The sequence below is a fragment of the Patescibacteria group bacterium genome, from assembly GCA_028707495.1.
Taxonomy (GTDB): Bacteria; Patescibacteriota; Patescibacteriia; order UBA2591; family JAQWAS01; genus JAQWAS01.
This window is the reverse complement of record JAQWAS010000005.1, coordinates 1-19507: the sequence shown is the minus strand read 5'-3', so window position 1 is coordinate 19507 and position 19507 is coordinate 1. Positions and strand designations below refer to the sequence as shown.

The 19507-nt window shown below is 33.6% G+C and carries 19 protein-coding genes; 9 read left to right on the top strand and 10 right to left on the bottom strand.

Features of this window, described 5'->3' with window-relative positions:
• Window positions 1-6 precede the first annotated feature (6 nt).
• The 9 genes from gyrA to PHS07_02445 all read left to right on the top strand — a co-directional run bounded on the left by gyrA (window position 7) and on the right by PHS07_02445 (window position 9298).
• Complete coding sequence (gene gyrA / locus PHS07_02485) at window positions 7-2535, top strand: DNA gyrase subunit A (protein MDD4607182.1); 2529 nt, start codon at window positions 7-9, stop codon at window positions 2533-2535.
• Window positions 2536-2564: 29 nt separating this feature from the next.
• Window positions 2565-2717, top strand: a complete 153-nt coding sequence (gene rpmH / locus PHS07_02480) for a 50S ribosomal protein L34 (protein ID MDD4607181.1) — start codon at window positions 2565-2567, stop codon at window positions 2715-2717.
• Window positions 2718-2724: 7 nt separating this feature from the next.
• Window positions 2725-3063, top strand: coding sequence for a ribonuclease P protein component (gene rnpA / locus PHS07_02475; GenBank protein ID MDD4607180.1), 339 nt, complete (start codon window positions 2725-2727; stop codon window positions 3061-3063).
• Complete coding sequence (gene yidD / locus PHS07_02470; GenBank protein ID MDD4607179.1) at window positions 3063-3320, top strand: membrane protein insertion efficiency factor YidD; 258 nt, start codon at window positions 3063-3065, stop codon at window positions 3318-3320. Before rnpA ends, yidD begins: the two co-directional genes overlap by 1 nt.
• 66 nt (window positions 3321-3386) lie before the next feature.
• Window positions 3387-4154 (top strand): YidC/Oxa1 family membrane protein insertase, encoded by a 768-nt coding sequence (locus PHS07_02465; protein ID MDD4607178.1) that lies wholly within the window; start codon window positions 3387-3389, stop codon window positions 4152-4154.
• A complete protein-coding gene (locus PHS07_02460) occupies window positions 4132-4416 on the top strand; it encodes a PRC-barrel domain-containing protein (protein MDD4607177.1) in 285 nt (94 codons plus the stop codon). Before PHS07_02465 ends, PHS07_02460 begins: the two co-directional genes overlap by 23 nt.
• 9 nt (window positions 4417-4425) lie before the next feature.
• The gene (locus PHS07_02455) at window positions 4426-4779 is read left to right on the top strand and encodes a hypothetical protein (GenBank protein MDD4607176.1); all 354 of its coding nucleotides are present in this window, start codon (window positions 4426-4428) and stop codon (window positions 4777-4779) included.
• 1 nt (window position 4780) lies between these two features.
• Complete coding sequence (locus tag PHS07_02450; protein MDD4607175.1) at window positions 4781-7540, top strand: AAA family ATPase; 2760 nt, start codon at window positions 4781-4783, stop codon at window positions 7538-7540.
• 108 nt (window positions 7541-7648) lie between these two features.
• Window positions 7649-9298, top strand: a complete 1650-nt coding sequence (locus PHS07_02445) for a hypothetical protein (GenBank protein MDD4607174.1) — start codon at window positions 7649-7651, stop codon at window positions 9296-9298.
• A gap of 181 nt (window positions 9299-9479) precedes the next feature.
• Here PHS07_02445 and PHS07_02440 read toward each other — a convergent pair whose 3' ends face one another.
• The 10 genes from PHS07_02440 to PHS07_02395 form a co-directional block, all read right to left on the bottom strand.
• On the bottom strand, window positions 9480-10133 hold the full coding sequence (locus PHS07_02440) for a LysE family transporter (protein MDD4607173.1): 654 nt from the start codon (window positions 10131-10133) through the stop codon (window positions 9480-9482).
• Window positions 10134-10357: 224 nt separating this feature from the next.
• On the bottom strand, window positions 10358-10597 hold the full coding sequence (locus PHS07_02435; protein MDD4607172.1) for a hypothetical protein: 240 nt from the start codon (window positions 10595-10597) through the stop codon (window positions 10358-10360).
• Window positions 10598-10808: 211 nt separating this feature from the next.
• Window positions 10809-11003: a hypothetical protein gene (locus tag PHS07_02430; GenBank protein MDD4607171.1), complete on the bottom strand. Its 195-nt coding sequence runs from the start codon at window positions 11001-11003 to the stop codon at window positions 10809-10811.
• Window positions 11004-11152: 149 nt separating this feature from the next.
• A complete protein-coding gene (locus tag PHS07_02425) occupies window positions 11153-11407 on the bottom strand; it encodes a hypothetical protein (GenBank protein MDD4607170.1) in 255 nt (84 codons plus the stop codon).
• A gap of 17 nt (window positions 11408-11424) precedes the next feature.
• Window positions 11425-12477: a hypothetical protein gene (locus PHS07_02420; protein ID MDD4607169.1), complete on the bottom strand. Its 1053-nt coding sequence runs from the start codon at window positions 12475-12477 to the stop codon at window positions 11425-11427.
• 235 nt (window positions 12478-12712) lie between these two features.
• Window positions 12713-13384 carry an HD domain-containing protein gene (locus tag PHS07_02415; protein MDD4607168.1) on the bottom strand — a complete coding sequence of 224 codons (672 nt, stop codon included), beginning with the start codon at window positions 13382-13384 and terminating at the stop codon, window positions 12713-12715.
• 293 nt (window positions 13385-13677) lie between these two features.
• Window positions 13678-16281 carry an AAA family ATPase gene (locus tag PHS07_02410; protein ID MDD4607167.1) on the bottom strand — a complete coding sequence of 868 codons (2604 nt, stop codon included), beginning with the start codon at window positions 16279-16281 and terminating at the stop codon, window positions 13678-13680.
• 73 nt (window positions 16282-16354) lie between these two features.
• On the bottom strand, window positions 16355-17461 hold the full coding sequence (locus PHS07_02405) for a DUF262 domain-containing protein (protein MDD4607166.1): 1107 nt from the start codon (window positions 17459-17461) through the stop codon (window positions 16355-16357).
• Window position 17462: 1 nt separating this feature from the next.
• A complete protein-coding gene (locus PHS07_02400; protein MDD4607165.1) occupies window positions 17463-18527 on the bottom strand; it encodes an adenine-specific methyltransferase EcoRI family protein in 1065 nt (354 codons plus the stop codon).
• Window positions 18528-18531: 4 nt separating this feature from the next.
• The gene (locus PHS07_02395; protein ID MDD4607164.1) at window positions 18532-19197 is read right to left on the bottom strand and encodes a GIY-YIG nuclease family protein; all 666 of its coding nucleotides are present in this window, start codon (window positions 19195-19197) and stop codon (window positions 18532-18534) included.
• Between the last annotated feature and the right edge of the window lie 310 nt (window positions 19198-19507).

Sequence of the window (19507 nt, the reverse complement as noted above, 5' to 3'; positions counted from 1 at the left end):
AAAAATATGGCAGTTAAAAATAAAAAAATAATTCAAAAAAAGGAAGCTAAACCCCCAAAAGATAATTTAAATAATTCAGATAAACCAACCAACCAAATTATATCCGCTTCAATTAAAGATGAGATGGCCTCTTCTTATATTGATTATGCTATGTCGGTTATTGTGGCTCGAGCTTTACCGGACGTTAGAGATGGATTAAAACCAGTTCATCGAAGAATTTTATATGCTATGTGGAAATTAGGATTAAAAGCTCAAGCTAAATTTAGAAAATCAGCTACAGTTGTTGGTGAAGTTTTAGGTAAATATCATCCTCATGGCGATATGGCAGTTTATGATTCTATGGTGCGTATGGCACAAGAATTTTCGATGCGCTATCCTTTAATTAATGGTCAGGGTAACTTCGGTTCGATTGATGGTGACTCTGCGGCCGCGATGCGTTATACTGAAGCGAAATTAAATGCGATTAGTGAAGAATTATTATTAGATTTAAATAAAGAAACGATTAATTTTATTCCTAATTATGATGGTTCACAAGAAGAACCACAGGTTTTGCCGGGTGAATTACCGAATTTACTTTTAAACGGGAGTATGGGGATTGCCGTAGGTATGGCGACTAATATTCCGCCACACAATTTAACTGAAATTTGTCAGGCTTTAATTTATTTAATTGATCAACCACAGGCAGAATTAAACGATTTAATGCAATACGTTAAAGGGCCAGATTTTCCAACTGGTGGTATTATTTTTGATCCAGAGCAAATTAAACATGTTTATGCGACTGGCAAGGGTGGCATTATAACACGGGCCAAAACAGAGATTATTGAAGATGGTAAAGATTTTTCAATTATCGTTTCGGAAATTCCTTATCAAGTTAACAAATCTAGTTTGTTAGAAAAAATTGCCGAACTAGTTAAAGATAAAAAAATTGAAGGTATTCAGGATTTACGAGACGAATCAGATCGCCAAGGTTTAAGAATTGTTGTTAAATTAAAACGCAATTCTTTTCCGCAAAAAATTCTTAACCAACTTTTTAGAATGACCCAGCTACAGGATACTTTTTATGTCAATATGATTGCCTTAATTGACGGTATTCAGCCTAAACTTTTAAATTTAAAAGGCATTCTAGAAGAATACATTAAACATCGCGTGTTGATGGTTGAACGTCGGATTAAATTTGATTTAAAACAAGCTAAAGATCGGGCTCATCTTTTAGAAGGTTTAAAAATTGCCTTAGATAATATTGATGCTATAGTTAAAATTATTAAGAAGTCTAAAAATAAAGACGAAGCCAAAAAGAATTTACGTCATCAATTTAAATTTAGCATTAAACAGGTTGATGCAATTTTAGAAATGCGTTTACATCAGTTAGTTAATTTGGAACGCATAGCTATTTTAAATGAGCTTAAAGAAAAGAAAGAATTAATTAAAAAATTAGAAGAGATTTTAAAGAGCCAGAAAAAGATTTTAGCAGTCATTAAAACCGAATTAGAAGAGTTAATTCAAAAATATGGCGATGAGCGGCGAACATTTGTGGCACCTTATAAAATAGGTGAATTTAAACAAGAAGATGTGGTGCCTAAAGAGTTATGTGTAATTTTAACTACCAAAGATGGTTATATTAAACGTTTGCCACCACAGACATTCAAAAAACAAATTCGCGGTGGTAAAGGCGTCATTGGTCTGACACCCAAAGAAGAAGATGCTGTGGATTTGATGTTTACAACCAATACTCATTCAGATCTATTATTTTTCACCACCTCTGGTAAGGTTTTTCAACTTAAAGCTTATAACGTTCCAGTGGCTTCACGCACGGCTCGTGGTCAAGCTTTGGTAAATTTTTTACAGACTTCTTCTGAGGAAAAAGTTTCAGCTATTATGCCAATTAGTGAAGAGAAAAAAGAGAAAAAATACTTAGTCATGGCGACGCAACAAGGTTTAATTAAAAAAGTTGAGATTGAAGCTTTTAAAAATTTACGTCGCTCAGGTTTGATTGCTTTGAAATTAAAACCCGATGACATTTTGGAATGGGTTAAAACTTCAGATGGTCAAGACGAAATTATGTTAGTCAGCCGTTTAGGTCAGGCGATTCGCTTTAAAGAAAAAGATGTAAGATCGATGGGTAGAACAGCAGCAGGTGTTAGAGGAATTAAATTAAGAAAAGGCGATCAAGTCATTAGCATGGATGTTATTGATGCCGAGACTAAAAGTAAAACTTGCCAAGTTTTAGTTGTGAGCCAACATGGTTATGGTAAAAAAACAGATTTAAATCAATACAAGATTCAGGGTCGTGGTGGCGTAGGTATTAAAACCGTTCAAGTTACTGATAAAATTGGACCGTTAGTTTCAGCAAGTTTAACAGATGAACGTAATTTGCCTGAAGGCGCGAAGGGTGATTTAATTTTAGTTTCAGAAAAGGGTCAAGTTATCCGCTTACCTTTAAAATCCGTAAGCACGTTGGGTCGAGCTACTCAAGGTGTGTGTTTGATGCGCTTTAAAGAGAAAGGCGATCGTGTGGCTTCAGTAACCTTAGTTTAATTAATTTAACTTATAATTTATATAAAGATATGCCAAAACAAACTTATCAACCTAAAAAAAGAAAACGAGCCAAAAAACATGGCTTCATGCAACGCAATTCAACTAAAGAAGGTAAAGACATTTTAAAAAGAAGACGAGCTAAAGGTAGAAAAAAATTAACCGTTTCAGACGAAAAAAAATAAATTAATTATGTTGGCCAAGCCTTTTCGTTTAACCAAGCGCAAGGATTTTGAAAACATTTGGCAAAAGGGCAAGGGAAGACTTGACCAATTTTTAGGTATTAAATTTTTAGCTAACGATTTAGAAAATTCAAGATTTGCTTTCATTGTGTCTTTAAAGATTTCTAAAAAAGCAGTCCAACGTAATAAGGTTAAGCGCCAGTTGCGCGAAATTATTAGATTGAATTTAGATAAAATTAAACCTGGTTATGATATTATTATTAATACTCGACCCGGCATCTTAAAATTAACCTATCAAGAGCTAGACCAAACTTTAATAGATTTATTAAAAAAGTTAAAATTAATATAATGTATGAAGTGGTTCGACATCTTCCTAAAATTGTAAGCTTGCAATTAATTCGTATTTATCAGCAAACCTTTTCACCAGATCATGGTTGGTTCTCACCTTTGCATCCCCTGGGTCGTTGTAAATTTAAACCAACTTGTTCAGAATATGCCTATCAAGCTATTGATAAATATGGGTTTTTGAAGGGTTGGTTAAAAGCTAGTTGGCGTTTGTTGCGTTGTAATCCTTTTTCTAAGGGTGGTTATGATCCGCTTAAATAAATTATAACTTAAAATTTACGATTTATAATTGATTAAAATTAAAAAATTATTAAATAAAAACAAATTATGCTAGGACAAATTTTTAACACAGTTTTATACCAACCGATCTACAATTTATTAATCTTTTTTTATAATATTGTGCCAGGTCATGATATTGGTGTGGCGATTATATTATTAACTATTGTCATTAAATTGATTCTTTATCCCCTGTCTTTAAAATCAATCAAAGCTCAAAAGGCGATGAAAGAGTTACAACCCAAGATTCAGGAATTGCAAAAAAAATATAAAGATAAAAAAGAAGAATTGGCACGCAAGACGATGGAACTATATAAACAGGAAAAGGTCAGTCCCATGTCGGGTTGTTTGCCATTGTTATTACAATTACCTTTTTTAATTGCGGTGTATCAGGTTTTTCGGGCGGGTTTAAATTCGGCGGATTTTTCACTGCTCTATCCTTTTGTGCAAAATCCAGGCACGATTGAAACCAGAATGTTTGGTTTAGAATTTTTAAATTTAGCCAATCCCATTTGGTTGTTTGCGGTAGTCGCCGGTTTGGCTCAATTTTGGCAAACTAAAATGTTATCTACCCAGCAACCGCCAGTCGGAATAGCAGATAAAACCGGAGCTAAAGATGAAAACGTGGCCGCTATTATGAATAAACAAATGCAATATATGATGCCGGCCGTTACGGTGATTATTGGTTTAAGCTTGCCCGGTGGTTTAACTTTATATTGGATGTTGAGTACTTTATTAATGGTGGCTCAACAGTATTATTCTTTTAATAAAAAAGAAAAATCAGTTATAATAAAAGATGAAGGCAACACGCATAATTAATCTGCCAGTTTTTACACAAAGCGATCAATTTTTAGGTCATGTTTTAGATTTAGAAATAGATATTTTAAGTGGAAAAATTGAACAGCTGTATGTCGGTGACCAAAAATTATTAGATAAAATTTTGCGAGCAGAAAAATATTTATTAATTCATGCTTCGCAGATAGTTTCAATTTCTAAAGACAAAGTTATAGTCGAAGATAGCACTCTTAAATTAGGTGAAACACTTAAGTCAGAGGTGGCTATTCCAGCCATTGAAGCTTAATTTATTAATATGTCAGACAATTTTTTTACTCAAATTTTAAAAGGGGTAGGAGAGATTATTTTAGATTTTATTTATTTTCCAATTTGGTGGTATAGTGGTGGTTTAAAAAAAATGTGGCATTGGGTTTGTCAACAAATTATTTTAGGCCAAAGAGGTCTCGGTATTACAATTCAATTTAGATATTTATTTAAACCCATGTATGGCGATTATTCTAAAAGTGGTCGCTTAATTAGTTTTTTTGTGAGATTAATTAAATTAGCAATTTTTTTGCTGATTTTTTTATTGTGGGTTGGCTTAATCATAGCTTTATTAGGAGTATGGTTAGGTTTGCCGATCTTAATTATTTATAAAATAATTTATTAATATGAGTTTAGCTGTACCAGAAAATAGATTTATTTTTTGTCCACAGTGTCAGGGCAGTGGTAAAGTTAAAGGTGGTACTTGTCCCTTTTGTCAAGGCAAGGGAGTTCATGTTTTAATTGCACCATACCTTTTTTATTGGCAACGCAAGATTTCCGGTGATCAAATTTTTGTAGATAAATTTTTAAATATTTTAAAAAATCTCGTTAAAATTATTTTAATTTTAATAGTCGCTTGGGGTGGGTTGATTTTAATTTTAAGATTATTGGGCCAGACAGATATGGCTATGACTGGTCAAGAATTTTTTCAACAACAAACGCAAACAGAATTAAACAATAATTTACCTGTAGCGGTTTGGCTAGCTTTTTTAGTGTGTTTATATTTTTTTTATCATCGCCAACACAGACAAGAATTAATTTTAAAAAATAAAGTTAAAAAAATAGATTTTAAAGAAACCGCTACTCTGCCCATTTGGGAGGATTATTTAAAAATCGATGAAAAAAATCAAATTGAAATTTCAGACTCTTTGTCAATTACAGCTTTTAAAGCAGTTTTAAAAGCTCGAGACATGGCTTTTAAATTAGATCATCAACAGATTTTGCCTTTACATTTATTGGCGAGCTTATTAACTTTTGACGACATTCAAAGCATTTTTACTCATCTCGGCATTAATCCTAAAAAAGTTAAAGATCAGGTAGTTTATAATTTGGGTCGTTTAAGCGAACGCGATAAAGAGCCATTATCAATGCATTTAAATTTAAAAGTGGCGTTATTAAAAAGTTATTTTTTAGCAGCTGAAAGACGAGCTCCACAAATTGAATTAATTGATTTAATGATTGGTCTTTTAGATGTGCCAAGTTTGGCTCATGAAATTTTAACCGATCTAGAGGTTGATAAACACAAAATTAAAAATGTTGGTGTTTGGATAGAAGTTAAAAATAATTTAAAAAATCGAAGCCAACGTTTTCAGGCTCGCAAAAAATTAAAATCCAAAAAGGGCATGAATAAGGCTATGACGGCAGTTATCACGCCTTACTTAGACCAGTTTAGTCAGGATTTAACTGCTTTAGCACGAGCAGATTTGTTGGGATATTGTGTTGGGAGAAACGATGAATTAAATAGAATTTTTCAAGCCATTCAAAGTGGCGGTGACAGCGTGGTTTTGGTTGGTAATCCGGGTACGGGCAAAACAACCATTATTGAAGGCATCGCGCGCTTAATGGTGACTGAAGATGTGCCTCCAATTTTACAAGATAAAAGATTAGTAAGTCTAAGTTTATCAGCTTTAATTTCGGGTGGCGCTGGTGTCGGCGCAGTCGAAGAACGTTTGCGACGGATAATTTATGAGATTGAACGCGCTGGCAATATTGTTGTTTTTATTAGTGATATTCATAATGCGATTGGCGTGAGTAGTACTAGCGGCGAATTAGATATTTCAGAAATGCTAGCCGAAGAATTAGCTCAGAAAAAATTTATTTTAATTGCTGATACCGATCCAGTTAATTTTCAACGCTATATGGAAAATAAGGCCTTAGCAAATGTGTTAGAAAAAATTTCTATTGACGAACCGCAGGGTGATAAGGCTATCCAAATTTTAGAAGCCGAAGCTAGCTTCTTGGAAGCACGTTATAATGTTTTCTTTTCTTATGATGCTATTGATCAAGCCGTAGCTTTATCGAGTCGGTATATTCATGACCGCTTTTTGCCAGAAAAGGGAGTTTTACTTTTAGAAGAAGCCGCTTTGTATGTTAGAAATATTAAAGGCAAAAAAGCTTTGGTGACTGGTGAAGATATTGCGCAACTAGTTTCGCAAAAAACTAAGATTCCTTTAACTGATATTAGTCAACAGGAAACGCAAAAATTATTAAATTTAGAAAAACAGATTCATCAACGTTTAATCAACCAAACTCAAGCGGTCGAAGCAGTTGCCAATGCTTTGCGTCGGGCGAGGGCAGAGTTGCGAGATCAAAAAAGAACGGTCGCCAATCTCCTCTTCTTGGGTCCAACTGGTGTTGGTAAAACTGAATTAGCTAAAATTGTAGCTGAAATTTATTTTAACTCAGAAAAAAACATGGTGCGCTTGGATATGTCAGAATATCAAGAAAAAGATTCAGTTAAACGCATGATAGGTGCGCCGGCCTCAGGTCAGGGTGGGGTTTTAACCGAAGCCATCAAAAATAATCCTTTTTCTTTGCTTTTGTTAGATGAAATTGAAAAGGCTCATCCAGACATTTTAAATTTATTTTTACAAGTTATGGAAGACGGGCGTTTGACTGACACTACCGGTCAGACAATTGATTTTACCAATGTTATTTTAATTGCCACTTCCAATGCTGGTGCTTTTTATATTCAAGATGCTGTTAAACAAAATATCGATTTAAATCAAGTTAAAGAAAAGCTAATTGCTGAAGAATTAAGATCATCTTTCCGTCCAGAATTTTTAAATCGTTTTGACGATATTATTCTTTTTCGAACTTTAAAACAGGAAGAAATTCAGCAAATCGCCAAATTAATGTTAAAAGGCGTTGAAAAACAATTAGCCGAAAAAGGCATTAATTTAAAAATTACACAAGCAACTTTAGAAGAATTGGCTCGAGAAGGTTTTGATCCAAAATTCGGCGCTCGCCCACTTCGTCGAGTTATTCAAGAAAAAGTTCAAAATAATTTAGCTAAATATATTTTAGAGGGAAAATTACAACGGCGCGATTTAGCTATTTTAGAACCCGGAGGTAAAATTCGGGTCGAAAAAGCACAAGAGATTTAAAAGTAAATAAAACCTTAAAATTAATAACCGTCTCGGCGGTTATTTATTTTTCTTGACAAGAAATTAAATTTATGCTAAGATATAAGTAGTCTAAAATTAATTAAATATATGCGAAATAGATTCAAAATAAGTTTAATTTTAATTATAGTTTTAAGTTTAATTGCGCCACTCAGAATTGTTCAAGCGCAAGAGGTTGATATTAGCCAGATTGAAATTTATGATTTAAAAGACGGCACGGCTAGAATCAAGTGGTCAACTTTAAGCAATCCGACGCGTGGGATTGTTTATTATGGTTTAAATCGTGAGCACTTAGATAAATGGGTTGGCTATAGTTTGTATGAAATACGACACGAATCAGTGATGACTGGTTTAGAAAAAAATCAGACTTATTATTTTAAAATTTTAGCTTTCAATCGTTTGCAAGAACAAACCGAATCTTTTATTCAAGCTTTTTCAACTAAAGATATGATTGACACGATTGATCCTAAAATTGAAAAAGCCGAAGTTTTACAAACAACCAACGATGCCATCGCTTTATATTGGAAAACCAATGAACCAACCAAAGCTACAATTTATTATGGCATTGATAATGTTGATAGTTTAGCGACTGAAATCAACTATAAAAAAACTGGTTATAATAAATACCATCAAGAGCACGTTTTATTTATTTATAAACTTGGACGCAATCAGGCCTATCGAGTTAAAATTGAAGCGCTTGATGAAGCGGGCAATAAAAGTTTTCATGTTTTACGCTGTCGAACACAAATTAGTACAGTGGACTATTCTATTTTACAAATTAAAGATTTAACACCCCTAGATCCCGATGGGACTAAAATTACTAACACTAAAGCCACGTTGGATTGGCGAACCAATTTAATTAGTAAAAGTAAAATTTCTTATGGGACACAGCCGGGTAAGAATGGTCAGACTTTGGATGTGGTCAAGGATAGTCAAGAATTAGAACATGCTATTACTTTGATTGATTTAGAGCCGGACACTAAATATTATTATAAAATCAACATTTATGATGCTTTATACGGTCGTAAATTAACTACCGACGAAATGTCATTTACCACCAAGCCGACACCAGTTAATCCAGTCACGGCTCAGCCAACTAGTCAATTAGTTGATACAGATGGCGATGGTTTAATTGATAGTTATGAAATTGAAATTGGTACCGATCCCAACAACGCAGATACAGATAGAGATGGCTATCCAGACGGTCATGAAATTAAATATGGCTATAGTCCCAAAGGTCCAGACAAACTTCAAGCGCAAAATTATTTTAAACCAACCTACGCTCAGGCTACGATTGATAATAAAAAAGATGAATTGGAATATTTATTAAATCAAAATATAGGTGAATATAATTTAACAGACAATAATTATCAAGTTTTGCTACGTGCTTATATGTATGGTGGTTATCCTATCGAAGCGATAGTTAAAGCTCTGCGTTTTGGTGGTAAGACTGTACATCCAGCCATTAGCTGGCAAACTTGGCAACATAGTTTAGATTATCAAACTGTGATGAACCGTTCATCAGAAGCTGAATTAAGAGATATTTTACAACGCAAATTTGGGAGCGTGAATTTGAATAATGCTAATTTTCAGACGTTAACTGATGCCTACCAGAATCGTGGTTATCCAATTAAAGCCATTGAACAGGCTGTGCGTTTTGGTGGTAAAACAGTGCATCCAAGTCTTTCCTACCAGCAATGGAAAAATAGTGCGGATTTTAAGAATTATATTGATAGATAAAAATTTAATAACGTATGCCACTGATCCGATCGTCCGTAGCGATAGCGGAGGATGTCGGATAGTGGCAGTTGTGCGACCCCGTAGGGTTTAGTACATTTTTTATCTCGTGAATTACAATCTAGACCTTATTTTTCAAGCCAAACAAAACAAGATTTTTTCCATTTGGCGAGCAAAAGAGGGGTTAGGGGTGAATTTTGCGAGCCAACCTATTTTCTTTCAAAAGTTTTACCAATCTCATTGTACCATATCCGATTATTAGAATTCCTACAATTATGTTCAGTATTTGCATAACAATTGTTGGTATTGTGCCTTTGAGTAAAGAAAAAATCAAAACAGCACCACCCATAAATATCAAAGTTGATAATCCAGTCCCTAGACCAAAAAAATACAGTTCTTTTTTCGTATAATTATATTCAATTGCTTTTGTTGAAAACAGACTTGTAAAAAAGACAATGCTCAATGGATTAGAAATCGCAAGTAAAAAAACGGATGTAAAGCTAGAAAAAAGACTTGATGTATTGATCACACTATCAGAAACTCCGCTACTTAAAGCTCCTTTTATAATTATTCCTCCAAAAATTATTAGAACAATTGAACTAATTGCTGCAAATATTTTACTTGTTTTTTTATTTTCGAGCAATTTTCCGATACCAAAAGCAGAAAGAGCAATGTAAATGTATCCAACAATTGTCGCCGCAAAAACTCCCATTAGCCCATCAAGAATGGTTTTCTGAAGAGTAAGATTAATCACAAAAAAGAAGATTGGTCCAATTGCCAATTGAATTACAAACCCTGTGAATAAACCGTTTTTTATAACTCCTAAATTTTTTTTCATTAATTTTTTTCATTAATTTAGATAAAAAAGTTCCTTATTCCCCTCCTTAAAAATCAAAAATCTTGTTTTGTTTCCTGATTTCAATTCTGACTTTCAATTGTAGAAGAGATAAAAAATGTATGTCGCACAACGTTTCTGCATGATCCGACGTACTTTTGAATGGAGTGAAAAAGTATGTTGGATATGCGGTGTTATACGTCGTAATAAAAAGTCGATTCCTTTTTTTATAGTTTATTTTTTATAATGTAATCTAAAGCTGTTATTGCTTTTTTAAGCGCTGTTTCGTATGTATATCCTTCACCACTACCTTCCTGACCAAGATCATTTTTTATAGTAACATCAGTCTTTTGTCCACGTTGGGATGTTTCTGTCACGACATATCCTTTTTCTTCCAATTCTTTTTTAAGATTGTCTAATTCTTGATTTGGTGTTGATTGCGGTTCTCTTTGTTCTAGTGTTTTCATAATTTTATAAGTTACCAAAATTATTAAAAAATATAAGGAGGATTTTTATTACGACGTATAACGTTCGCGCGTATGAGAAGTTGCGAAGCAATTTGGGCGAAGGCTTTTGTAAAAAGCCGTAGCCTCATACACGCTGTTATATGATGTAATTAAATTCAACGAGCGATAGCGAGTTATTATTGGGGCAAATTTTTATTTTATTTTTCCTTATTTAAAAATTATTTTTGAATATTAATAAACCAACAAGAAAAGATACTATGTTTATACCAAATGATAATTTTAACATATCTAAGTATTTTTGTTTTAGTGCTAAAAATAATAGAGCTGATTCTAATAATGCAACCAATACCTCTAAAACAATAATTGAAATGTAATTAATTGGAATAACAAAGATAACTGAATTCATCCATAAAAAATAACAAAGCAAGGGGTGTGTTATGAAATTAGCAAAAATAATCGTAACAATGTTTTTTTTACTCCTAAATCCAAAAACATAAGCTATGGATAGCTCAATTATTAGAGTTAAAATTAGAGCTAGAAAATAGTATTCTAATCTCATTTTTTTCTCATTTTAAAGAGCACTACAAAAGATATTATTACTACAGCCAAAACTGCTCCGCCAATAACAATATGTTGTGGTTCAATTAAATCAATAAAAGTTTTTGGTTCTGGATTGATGTTTGGTCTGCTTGGAGTGTCCCATCCGCCATCAGGAGGAGGCAGTAAATCCGCTAGCGCATTTTGTGCAAACATTAGCGATGAAACTGCGAAGAAGGAAAGGGTTATTAAGACTGTTTTGATTTTTTTCATAAGCTATTTTGATTAAATTATAAATTAATTTTAAGTTGACCTTTGAAATAATTATACAAAAATTTGAAACTAATTAGTAGCGAACTTGCAGATATGGCTACAATTGCAAGAGTTATCCATTGATTGTTTAAAAATGGCTTGGCTCCAATGTAAGTAGGAATAACGCCTATAATCAAAGCTAAAACCGTTAAACCAAAAGCAGTGGCTGATCTGCCTGGAAGCATGTTCGATAGAGCAGTTAATGTTATTGGCATGGTCATTTGAAATAAAAATGCACCAGTTATAGCTAGTATTGGTGAACTTTGGAAAAAAGCAAGCAAGGGAGCTGAAACTACCAACGCAAAAATTGCGGTTTTTATCCATCCAAACTTATCAGCAAAAATTCCACCTAATGCCTTGCCAGCGACTATTGCAAAGGTCAAAATCAATAATAAGTTAAAGTCAGTTTTCCAAGCGGCGGCTAAGCCATAAAGAGCCCTTATTGCGACAGAAAGTAAAAGCAATATGATAATTAATTCAAAGTACTTAATTTTTGGTTTGGCCGATATTTTTTGATAGTTAATTTCTGGGATTTTTCTAGAGATAATAAATAGACATGAAGCAATAAGCAATAAAACAAAAGGCCAAGAAATAAATGATCCGCTTTTACCAACCATGATTCCGATTGTTAGCCCTAGCGCGCCCGGCGCAACAAAAATCCCCGGTGCAGTTGCTTTGGTTGGATTAAAATTTAAACTGATACTTCCTCCGCCAACATGAAAAAAAGCATTTCCTAATCCTGATAATATTATAACCAAAGCAGGTATACTAAATATAAAAAAAGAAGATAAAACTAAAATACAACCAATTAAAGCGCTTTCTTTGGGGACTTGATATCTATCCACTAAAAATCCAAAAGGTGCTTGTAGTCCAAAAGCTATTACATTGTAAGCCACGACAAAAATAAAGACATCTTTTGCATCATAACCATGATATAGTAATGTACTAAAAACAACCACTGCACAGCATAGGTCTATAATCCCATGGATGATACTATATCCTGATAATGTTATGATTTGGTTTTTGTTCATGTTCTAAAAAATAAAATAAAAATTTGCCCCAATAATTTTTGGCGATAGCCAAAAGAATTTAATTATTTCGTATAACATCGGGGATAAAAGAAGTTTTTCTGGAACGGAGTGAAAGAAAAATTTGGGAAAATTGCGAGCCGAGCAATTTTCCTTTTATCCCTTGTTATACGAGGGTGAACGAAACGAAGTGGAGTGAAAGCGCAGCGTCCCCTTGAGTTCACGGAGCCCCACCGTTTTATAGTTCACCATTAATTTCGCTTTTTAATCTATCTAAAAAACTTTTATAAAATTCAATTCTTTCTTTGCATACTTCTTTAGCTTTATCAGTATGCAACTTAGTGATCAAAAATTTCAATTTCGTTTCAAATTCTATTTGCGGACTATGTTTAGTTTTGTCTTGGATTCTTCCGTTTATTTTTCCGCCTAAATTTTCATCTATATATTTTTCAATATTGGTATCTGTATAAATTTTGGCGTTATTTCTTCCAACCCAGACAAAACTTCTTGCAATTCCGATTGCACCAAGAGTGTCTAATTTATCTGCGTCAAATAGAATTTGAGCTTCTTTGGTTTTAGCTTCATTTCCTGTTCTGTATCTGTGTGAGATTATGCAATCTTGAATGTGCTTAATTTGTTCTTCTGAAAAATCAAGTTCTTTTAAAATTGGCACTGCCATTTCAGAGCTTAAGATTGCATGATCGGTTTTTCCAGTATGATCATTATCTTCTTTGACTCTTGCGATATCATGTAATAAAGCAGATGCTTTGAGAACATCTAAATCAATATCTTTATTTTCAGCAAGATGCAAAGAAAGATTATAAACTCTCATTACATGATCCATATTGTGAGCAGAACAGGAAAGTTCCTTTTCTACAGCTTCTTTGATTTTTTGAAATTTTTGATCCATATTTTAGATAGATTTAAGCTATTTTATAAAAGTTTGTCTTTGAGGTGGGGCGGAGTGAATTTCGTATAACGTTTCGGCATATCTGATGTTTTACAGAGCGAAGCGAAGTAAAATATGGGTGGAGGCTCGCCGGAGGCGAACCGTAACCAGATATGCCGTGTTAGCTGATGTATTCCTTTTCTTTTATCCGACAGCAGTCGGAATTGTTTTAAAAAATTTTAAAATTTCTTTTTCCGTTTTGGGCGAAGGGCAGAGGGGAATTAAAGGGGTGAATGCCCGTAGCCCAAAACTCCTTATTGTCTTCTCTTGTGTATGGTTTTTGTAAAAATTTCTAAAGCGGCTAAGTCATTTTTTGTTTCTTCAATTGTGGGCGCCTCTTCAATTAATTCTCCTGCACTATCATGGCCCGTAAGATAAGTTGAACATTCTTCCATATTATCTTCAATAATTTTATAGTCTTCCTCCGTTAAATCAACAACTTTTTCTAGTCGTTTAGTTTGTATAGAACGACCAAATCTTTGTACAGATTCATTCAAAACAACCTCCTCAATACATCTTTCCCATGCTTCACGAAGTTGTCCATAAAATACTTTAGATTTTTCTTTATAAATTTCTTCTGTTTCAGTATTTTTGGCCTCTTCTAATTGCTGTAAGTATTCCTTTAATATTTTGATTCTATTTTTTGTAGATAATGCATCCCATGGTGGATTTTTTGAGGATATGCCAGTTTCAAATTTTTTTCTAGTCAAGCTTTGGATTTTTATTTCGTCATCAAACTCTTGAAGGTTCATTAAAAAAGTAATGTCATGTGTAAAAACAATAACCTGTCTTTCCTGTGATTCTTCTACAATTCTTTTAGCAATTTTTTTTCGCCATTTATGATCTAGAGAAGAGACCGGATCATCAAATATAATTGAAGATTTATGTCCTGAAATGGAAAGTTCCGACAAAAACGTAGCCAAAGAAATACATCTGTGTTCTCCCTCGCTTAGTATTTCCTTCAAGTTCGCGTTACTTCCATATGATGAATCTAATTCAAGAAAATGATATTGTTTTCCGCTTCTACTTCGAGTTGATGTAACTATTTCTACTCCAGTAAAACCAAGTCTTTTTAGTTCATCTGTAAAGTTATTTTTGAGCGTTTCTGTGATGTACTGTTCTGATAATGTGTTGCTTAAAATTGAAATATGTCTCGTGTTGCAAGTTCGTATACATAAAAATAGACCATCTACAAAACGTTGTCTTTTTATCTCGTCTTTTATTTTTTCTTTATTTTCAGATAAATCTTTTTTAGATTTTAGCAATGAAAGAGTCTTTGCTTGTGCTTCAAGGTCTTTTTGATATGATTTTTGTAACAGCGTCTTATTTTCTTCCTCAATTTTTTCTACAATTTTCTTTATTACTTCAATCAGATCTATAGATAGCTCTTGCGCATTAAATGACCCAGGGCTTTCTCGTCCTGCAAGTAAGTTCATTACAGAAATTACGTACTTATTAATTGTATCTATTTGATTTGCGTGCCGTTGCTTAAAATTACTAGATATTTCATCGAGTTCATTAAGGGTGGTTTCAATTTCCGAAAAATTCAAATTAATACTCGAAATTTCTTGACTTGACTGACGCAATTTAATCCCAATGGCGTTTATTTGATTTTGTATATCTGACTGTACGAATGCCTCGAGATTTTTAAATCTTTCTTTTGCCTCATCACTTAAATTTTGTAAACAAAGAGGGCACACTGAGCTTTCGTCGTGGTCAGGAAAATTTTTTGATTCAGAATATTGATAAAATCTCTTTGCGCTTTCCCATAATACTTTCCATGGTTGAGACCCAATACTTTTCAGTGGTAAATCCGAAAAGGTTTGTTCGGTGAGAGCTTTGCTTGCGCTTTGAAGTTCAGTGCTCTTTAGAACGTCTTTTTTTATTTCTTCAATTTTTTCAATAGATAATTTAGATAGTATCTGCTCGTACCTTGCTTTTAGAGAGTTAAAACGAGATATAATTTTATTATTTTCAGATATTTTTTGAGCAGGATCTAGTGTTTTTAATTTTGCGATTTCTTGTTCTGTTGCTTTTAGCAACTTTTCATCGTCAGTCGTAAAATTTGAGATATTGTCTAATGTTTTTAGATCACTTCTTGCACTAAGGTTTTTTAAAAAAGTTTGAATTCCATTACCTTCTTCATTAATTAAAAATGAATAATCAAGTTTTCTTGATTCTATTTGTCCTATTTCTTTTCTGAGATTTTCTTCAATCCTATTACATACATTGGCGAGTTGTTCTACGATTAATAAACCCGAAGGGATAAAAGCGATTTCATCTTCATCTTCAATATAAGAACTTGCACTTTTTGTGTCGTATATGTGCACTGCCTTCAATATGTTACTGTCTGAATTGTTGTTTTCCCAAGTAACCGAAGCCACATTTTCTCCTGTTTTGTACTGTATTTTGGCTTTTTGATTTTGTTGCGCGGCAGATCCAATAAAAAGGTTTTTATTAATTGTGGGAATACTTCCTCTCGTGTTGCAAACTTGTTTCAATATACTGACATAACTAGATTTTCCCGATCCATTGTCACCATATATAACCGTTAATCCTTTTTCTTCAATATCTATTTCAGAATTGTTTTGTAAAGCATTTATATTTTCCGTCGAAAAAATTTTTATCACAGAAACAGCGTTAGATACATCGGACTCTTTTAAAGATTCTTTTACTTTTTTTAGATCTATTAAATTTCCTTGATATTTTGTTAGTCCTTGCTCCGATTTGCAAATTAATGTTAATTCTAAAATATCATCATCTGATAAGACGTTTTTTTGGATAATTCGTCCAATGGCCTCCTGGAGAAATATTGGTTTACCACCAGACCAATCTATTATGTCTGCTATTATTGACATTGTTTTTAATAATAATTTTTTTAAGTAGGATGATAAAATACCTTATTCTTCCATTCGGTGTAATATATTGTCTTTATTTTCCTGATTTAGTTCTATTGTCTTGTTTGCATAACATTTGGCAATTTACTGCAGTTGTTTTTCCGCCTTCGTGCCAAGGCTTTATATGGTCGGCTTCCATTTCTTCAATTTCCCATTTCTTTTTTTTATTCTTGCCTTTACAATGCGGACAAATTCCTTTTTGTCTCTCATATGCTTCACGCTTCATTTTTTCGGTGAAAGCTCGTATATTCAAAAACTTTTCATTTCTAGTTAAAACATATTCATAAATGCCGGATTTTTTAGTCACATCTTCGTCCTGCATCAACTTTGCTATTTCCTTTTCCAGTTTCTTTGAATCAATTTTTTTACTATTGAATTGGTTGTATAGCACGCCCCAAGGCACATTGCTCATTTCTCGGCGATAATTAGTAAAAGCCTCTCGTGCCCACGCAATTACATTTTGAAAATAATCCCATAGCTCATCGGCACTTTTATCGTGCTGGTGTTTAGCCATGTAATCTTCGATTTTGCCATCATTTATCCAAGAAAGTGCTGTTTCTAAATATTCTTGTCGTATTGGTGAGCCACTAACAAGCGAGCCACCGTCATTTGCCAATAAGTACGCCACACAATTTGATTTGCTGAATTTTAATTTGGCGTCCGAGAGCCATGGGCCAGTATAAACCGCATTGCGGATCTCCTGATCAGTCAGTTTTTCACCGGCAATATTGATAATCCTAAACCAATCCAGTCGTTCTTTGTCCGTGCCTTCGCAAAAATAAATCATCAATTCATAATCTAAAATTTTCTCCTGCTCCTCTTTGGTTAAATTATGAAAAAAGCGGTCGTTCAGTGAAAAATCGCCAGTAACATACTGCCCAATACTGATTGTGCGCTGTTGTCCGTCCAATACTTCGTAACCGCCATCTTCTCTAATCATCCAATACATCACATTTAGCGGAAAGCTATTTTTGATAGTTTCTATTACTGCATTGCGTTGTTTTTCCTTGTATACAAACTCACGTTGATATTTTGGACGAATATTTAATTTGTCATCGTACGCCGTTACGCCTTCTTCGGCGCTATCTTTATAGCCAGCTATAACTTTACGAATTGTGATTTTATGTAGATCGATTTTCATATTATTTTTTTAGTTTTTTTATTTTTATTAAAATACGAAGATACTTTTCAACCCCGTTCACAAGCGGTCTTCCGTGTGGTGTCCCTTTGTATCTTATGCCTATATTTTTTTCGCCTGTATTCATAATTCCCAATAGTTCAAACTGTTCGGGATTATATTTATCAATAAATGTTATCGGAACACCCATTACTCTATTATAATTCTTTGGAATGTCGGAAACCTTGTCAATGTTAATGGCATTGTAGTTGTCATACTTAGGAAATTCTTCAGGTACATATTTTTTATACAACACAATATTCTCGTGCCGCTTGGTAGTTTCAAGATTAGTAAACCACAAAATTCTCCCCATACTGAAGTACTTGATTCCATTTACAATTTTTTTTCTTGACTCGGTTGCAATATCATAATCATCTGGCACCTGGAACCACTTTGTGCCACCATTATCGTAACCAAGCCATACTTTATTTTCCTTTATAAATTTAAAAATGTCTTTTTTAGTTATGTTATTTTGATCGCCGAGAATTAAAAATTTCTTATTGTATTCCATCAGTTGAGCCAAGTATTCACGGAACAAAGAAAACGGCGGATTGGTTACGACTATATCGGCTTGCTTTAGTAGTTTTATACACTCATCACTTCGAAAATCGCCGCTACTTTTTAATGGGGTGGCGGTGTTTTTATCATGTTTGAGCAAATACTTAACATCGTCAAGGTTTATTGCCCCATCTTTATCTATGTCTGGCACTTCTTTAATCTCAATTTTGAGCGGTTGTTTGCCCTTTGAGCCAGCCATTTGAAATAGAGGTAATTGGCCTCCAATAATCGGTGAACCACTGTAACTCGTGGCGATAATCTTTTTTAATCCAAGGGCATTAAAGTTGGATGCGAAGTATTTAAAAAAGTTGCTCTCGTATGGATCATCACAATTACAATAAACAATCTTGCCTCGAAATTGTTTCTTGTAGTGCTTGAGTTCTTTTTCAATATCAACAATTTGAGTATAAAACTCGTCTTTTTTGGCTTTACTTGCATTGCGCAAATTTTTATTTAAAGATTTTGCTGTCATAATTTTATTTTCCTCTTTCTAAATCAGCTTGCTGTTGCATCCATGCATCTCCAGCCGCTTCAATCTCTTGTTCTGTTGGTTCTCCCTCGTCCAATCTTCTTCGTCTGTCATCTAAAATTTCGTCTTCAAACTCAAAATATAGAGTCCCTTGTGGTCGTCTTTGATAACCCAACAATTCCATAGCAAAACCAGACAAACTGTTCACCTTGCCGTCGATTTTTATTTTGTCGTTATCTACTACTTCGGCAACTATATTTGAATCTCTTGTGAAAGTTAGCTTTGATCCGACAGGTATTTTATATTTTGCAAAATGAAATCTTGAGCGTCTTTCTTTTACTTCATCAACTTCTTTTTCTTGCTCTGGGGTTAATCCGCTATCAATTTTGGTTTCTCTAATTTCTACTCGTTTTAATGCAAGCGCCGCATATTCCGGGTTCATCTTAAAAAACTCACGACTGTCTCGTGCTCGACGATCGGCAAAAATGGAATGTAGCCATTTTTCCTCTTTTTCAGCATTTGTTACTGTTGCTGCATAATAAACCTCAAACGGAAGTGGCACACCCGTACGGTCTAATTGTTTAAGTCTTTCTTCAACATCGCCATGGGTAAAACCAATTTTTACATACTCTGGCATTGATTCATTTTTTAAAATATAAACAATTTGATTCATAAATTTATTCCAAGTTACTTAATATTTTTATTATATTTTATTTCCCCTTATAAATAAATCGTTTTCGTAGTGGAGCGGAGAAAACGCACCTTATATCCCCTCTATAATTAAAGAAAAAGAAATTTGAAAAATTTTTTAAAACAATTGGGCGATAGCCCAGAAAAGAAAAGGAATATTTCAGCTAACGTTTGCGGATATGAGTTGTTGCGAAGCAATTTGGGTAGAGGCTCTGCAAGAGCCGAACCTCATATCCGCTGTTAGGCGAGGGTGAGCGACCATCGGGAGCGAAAGTGCAACGTCCCCTTGAGTT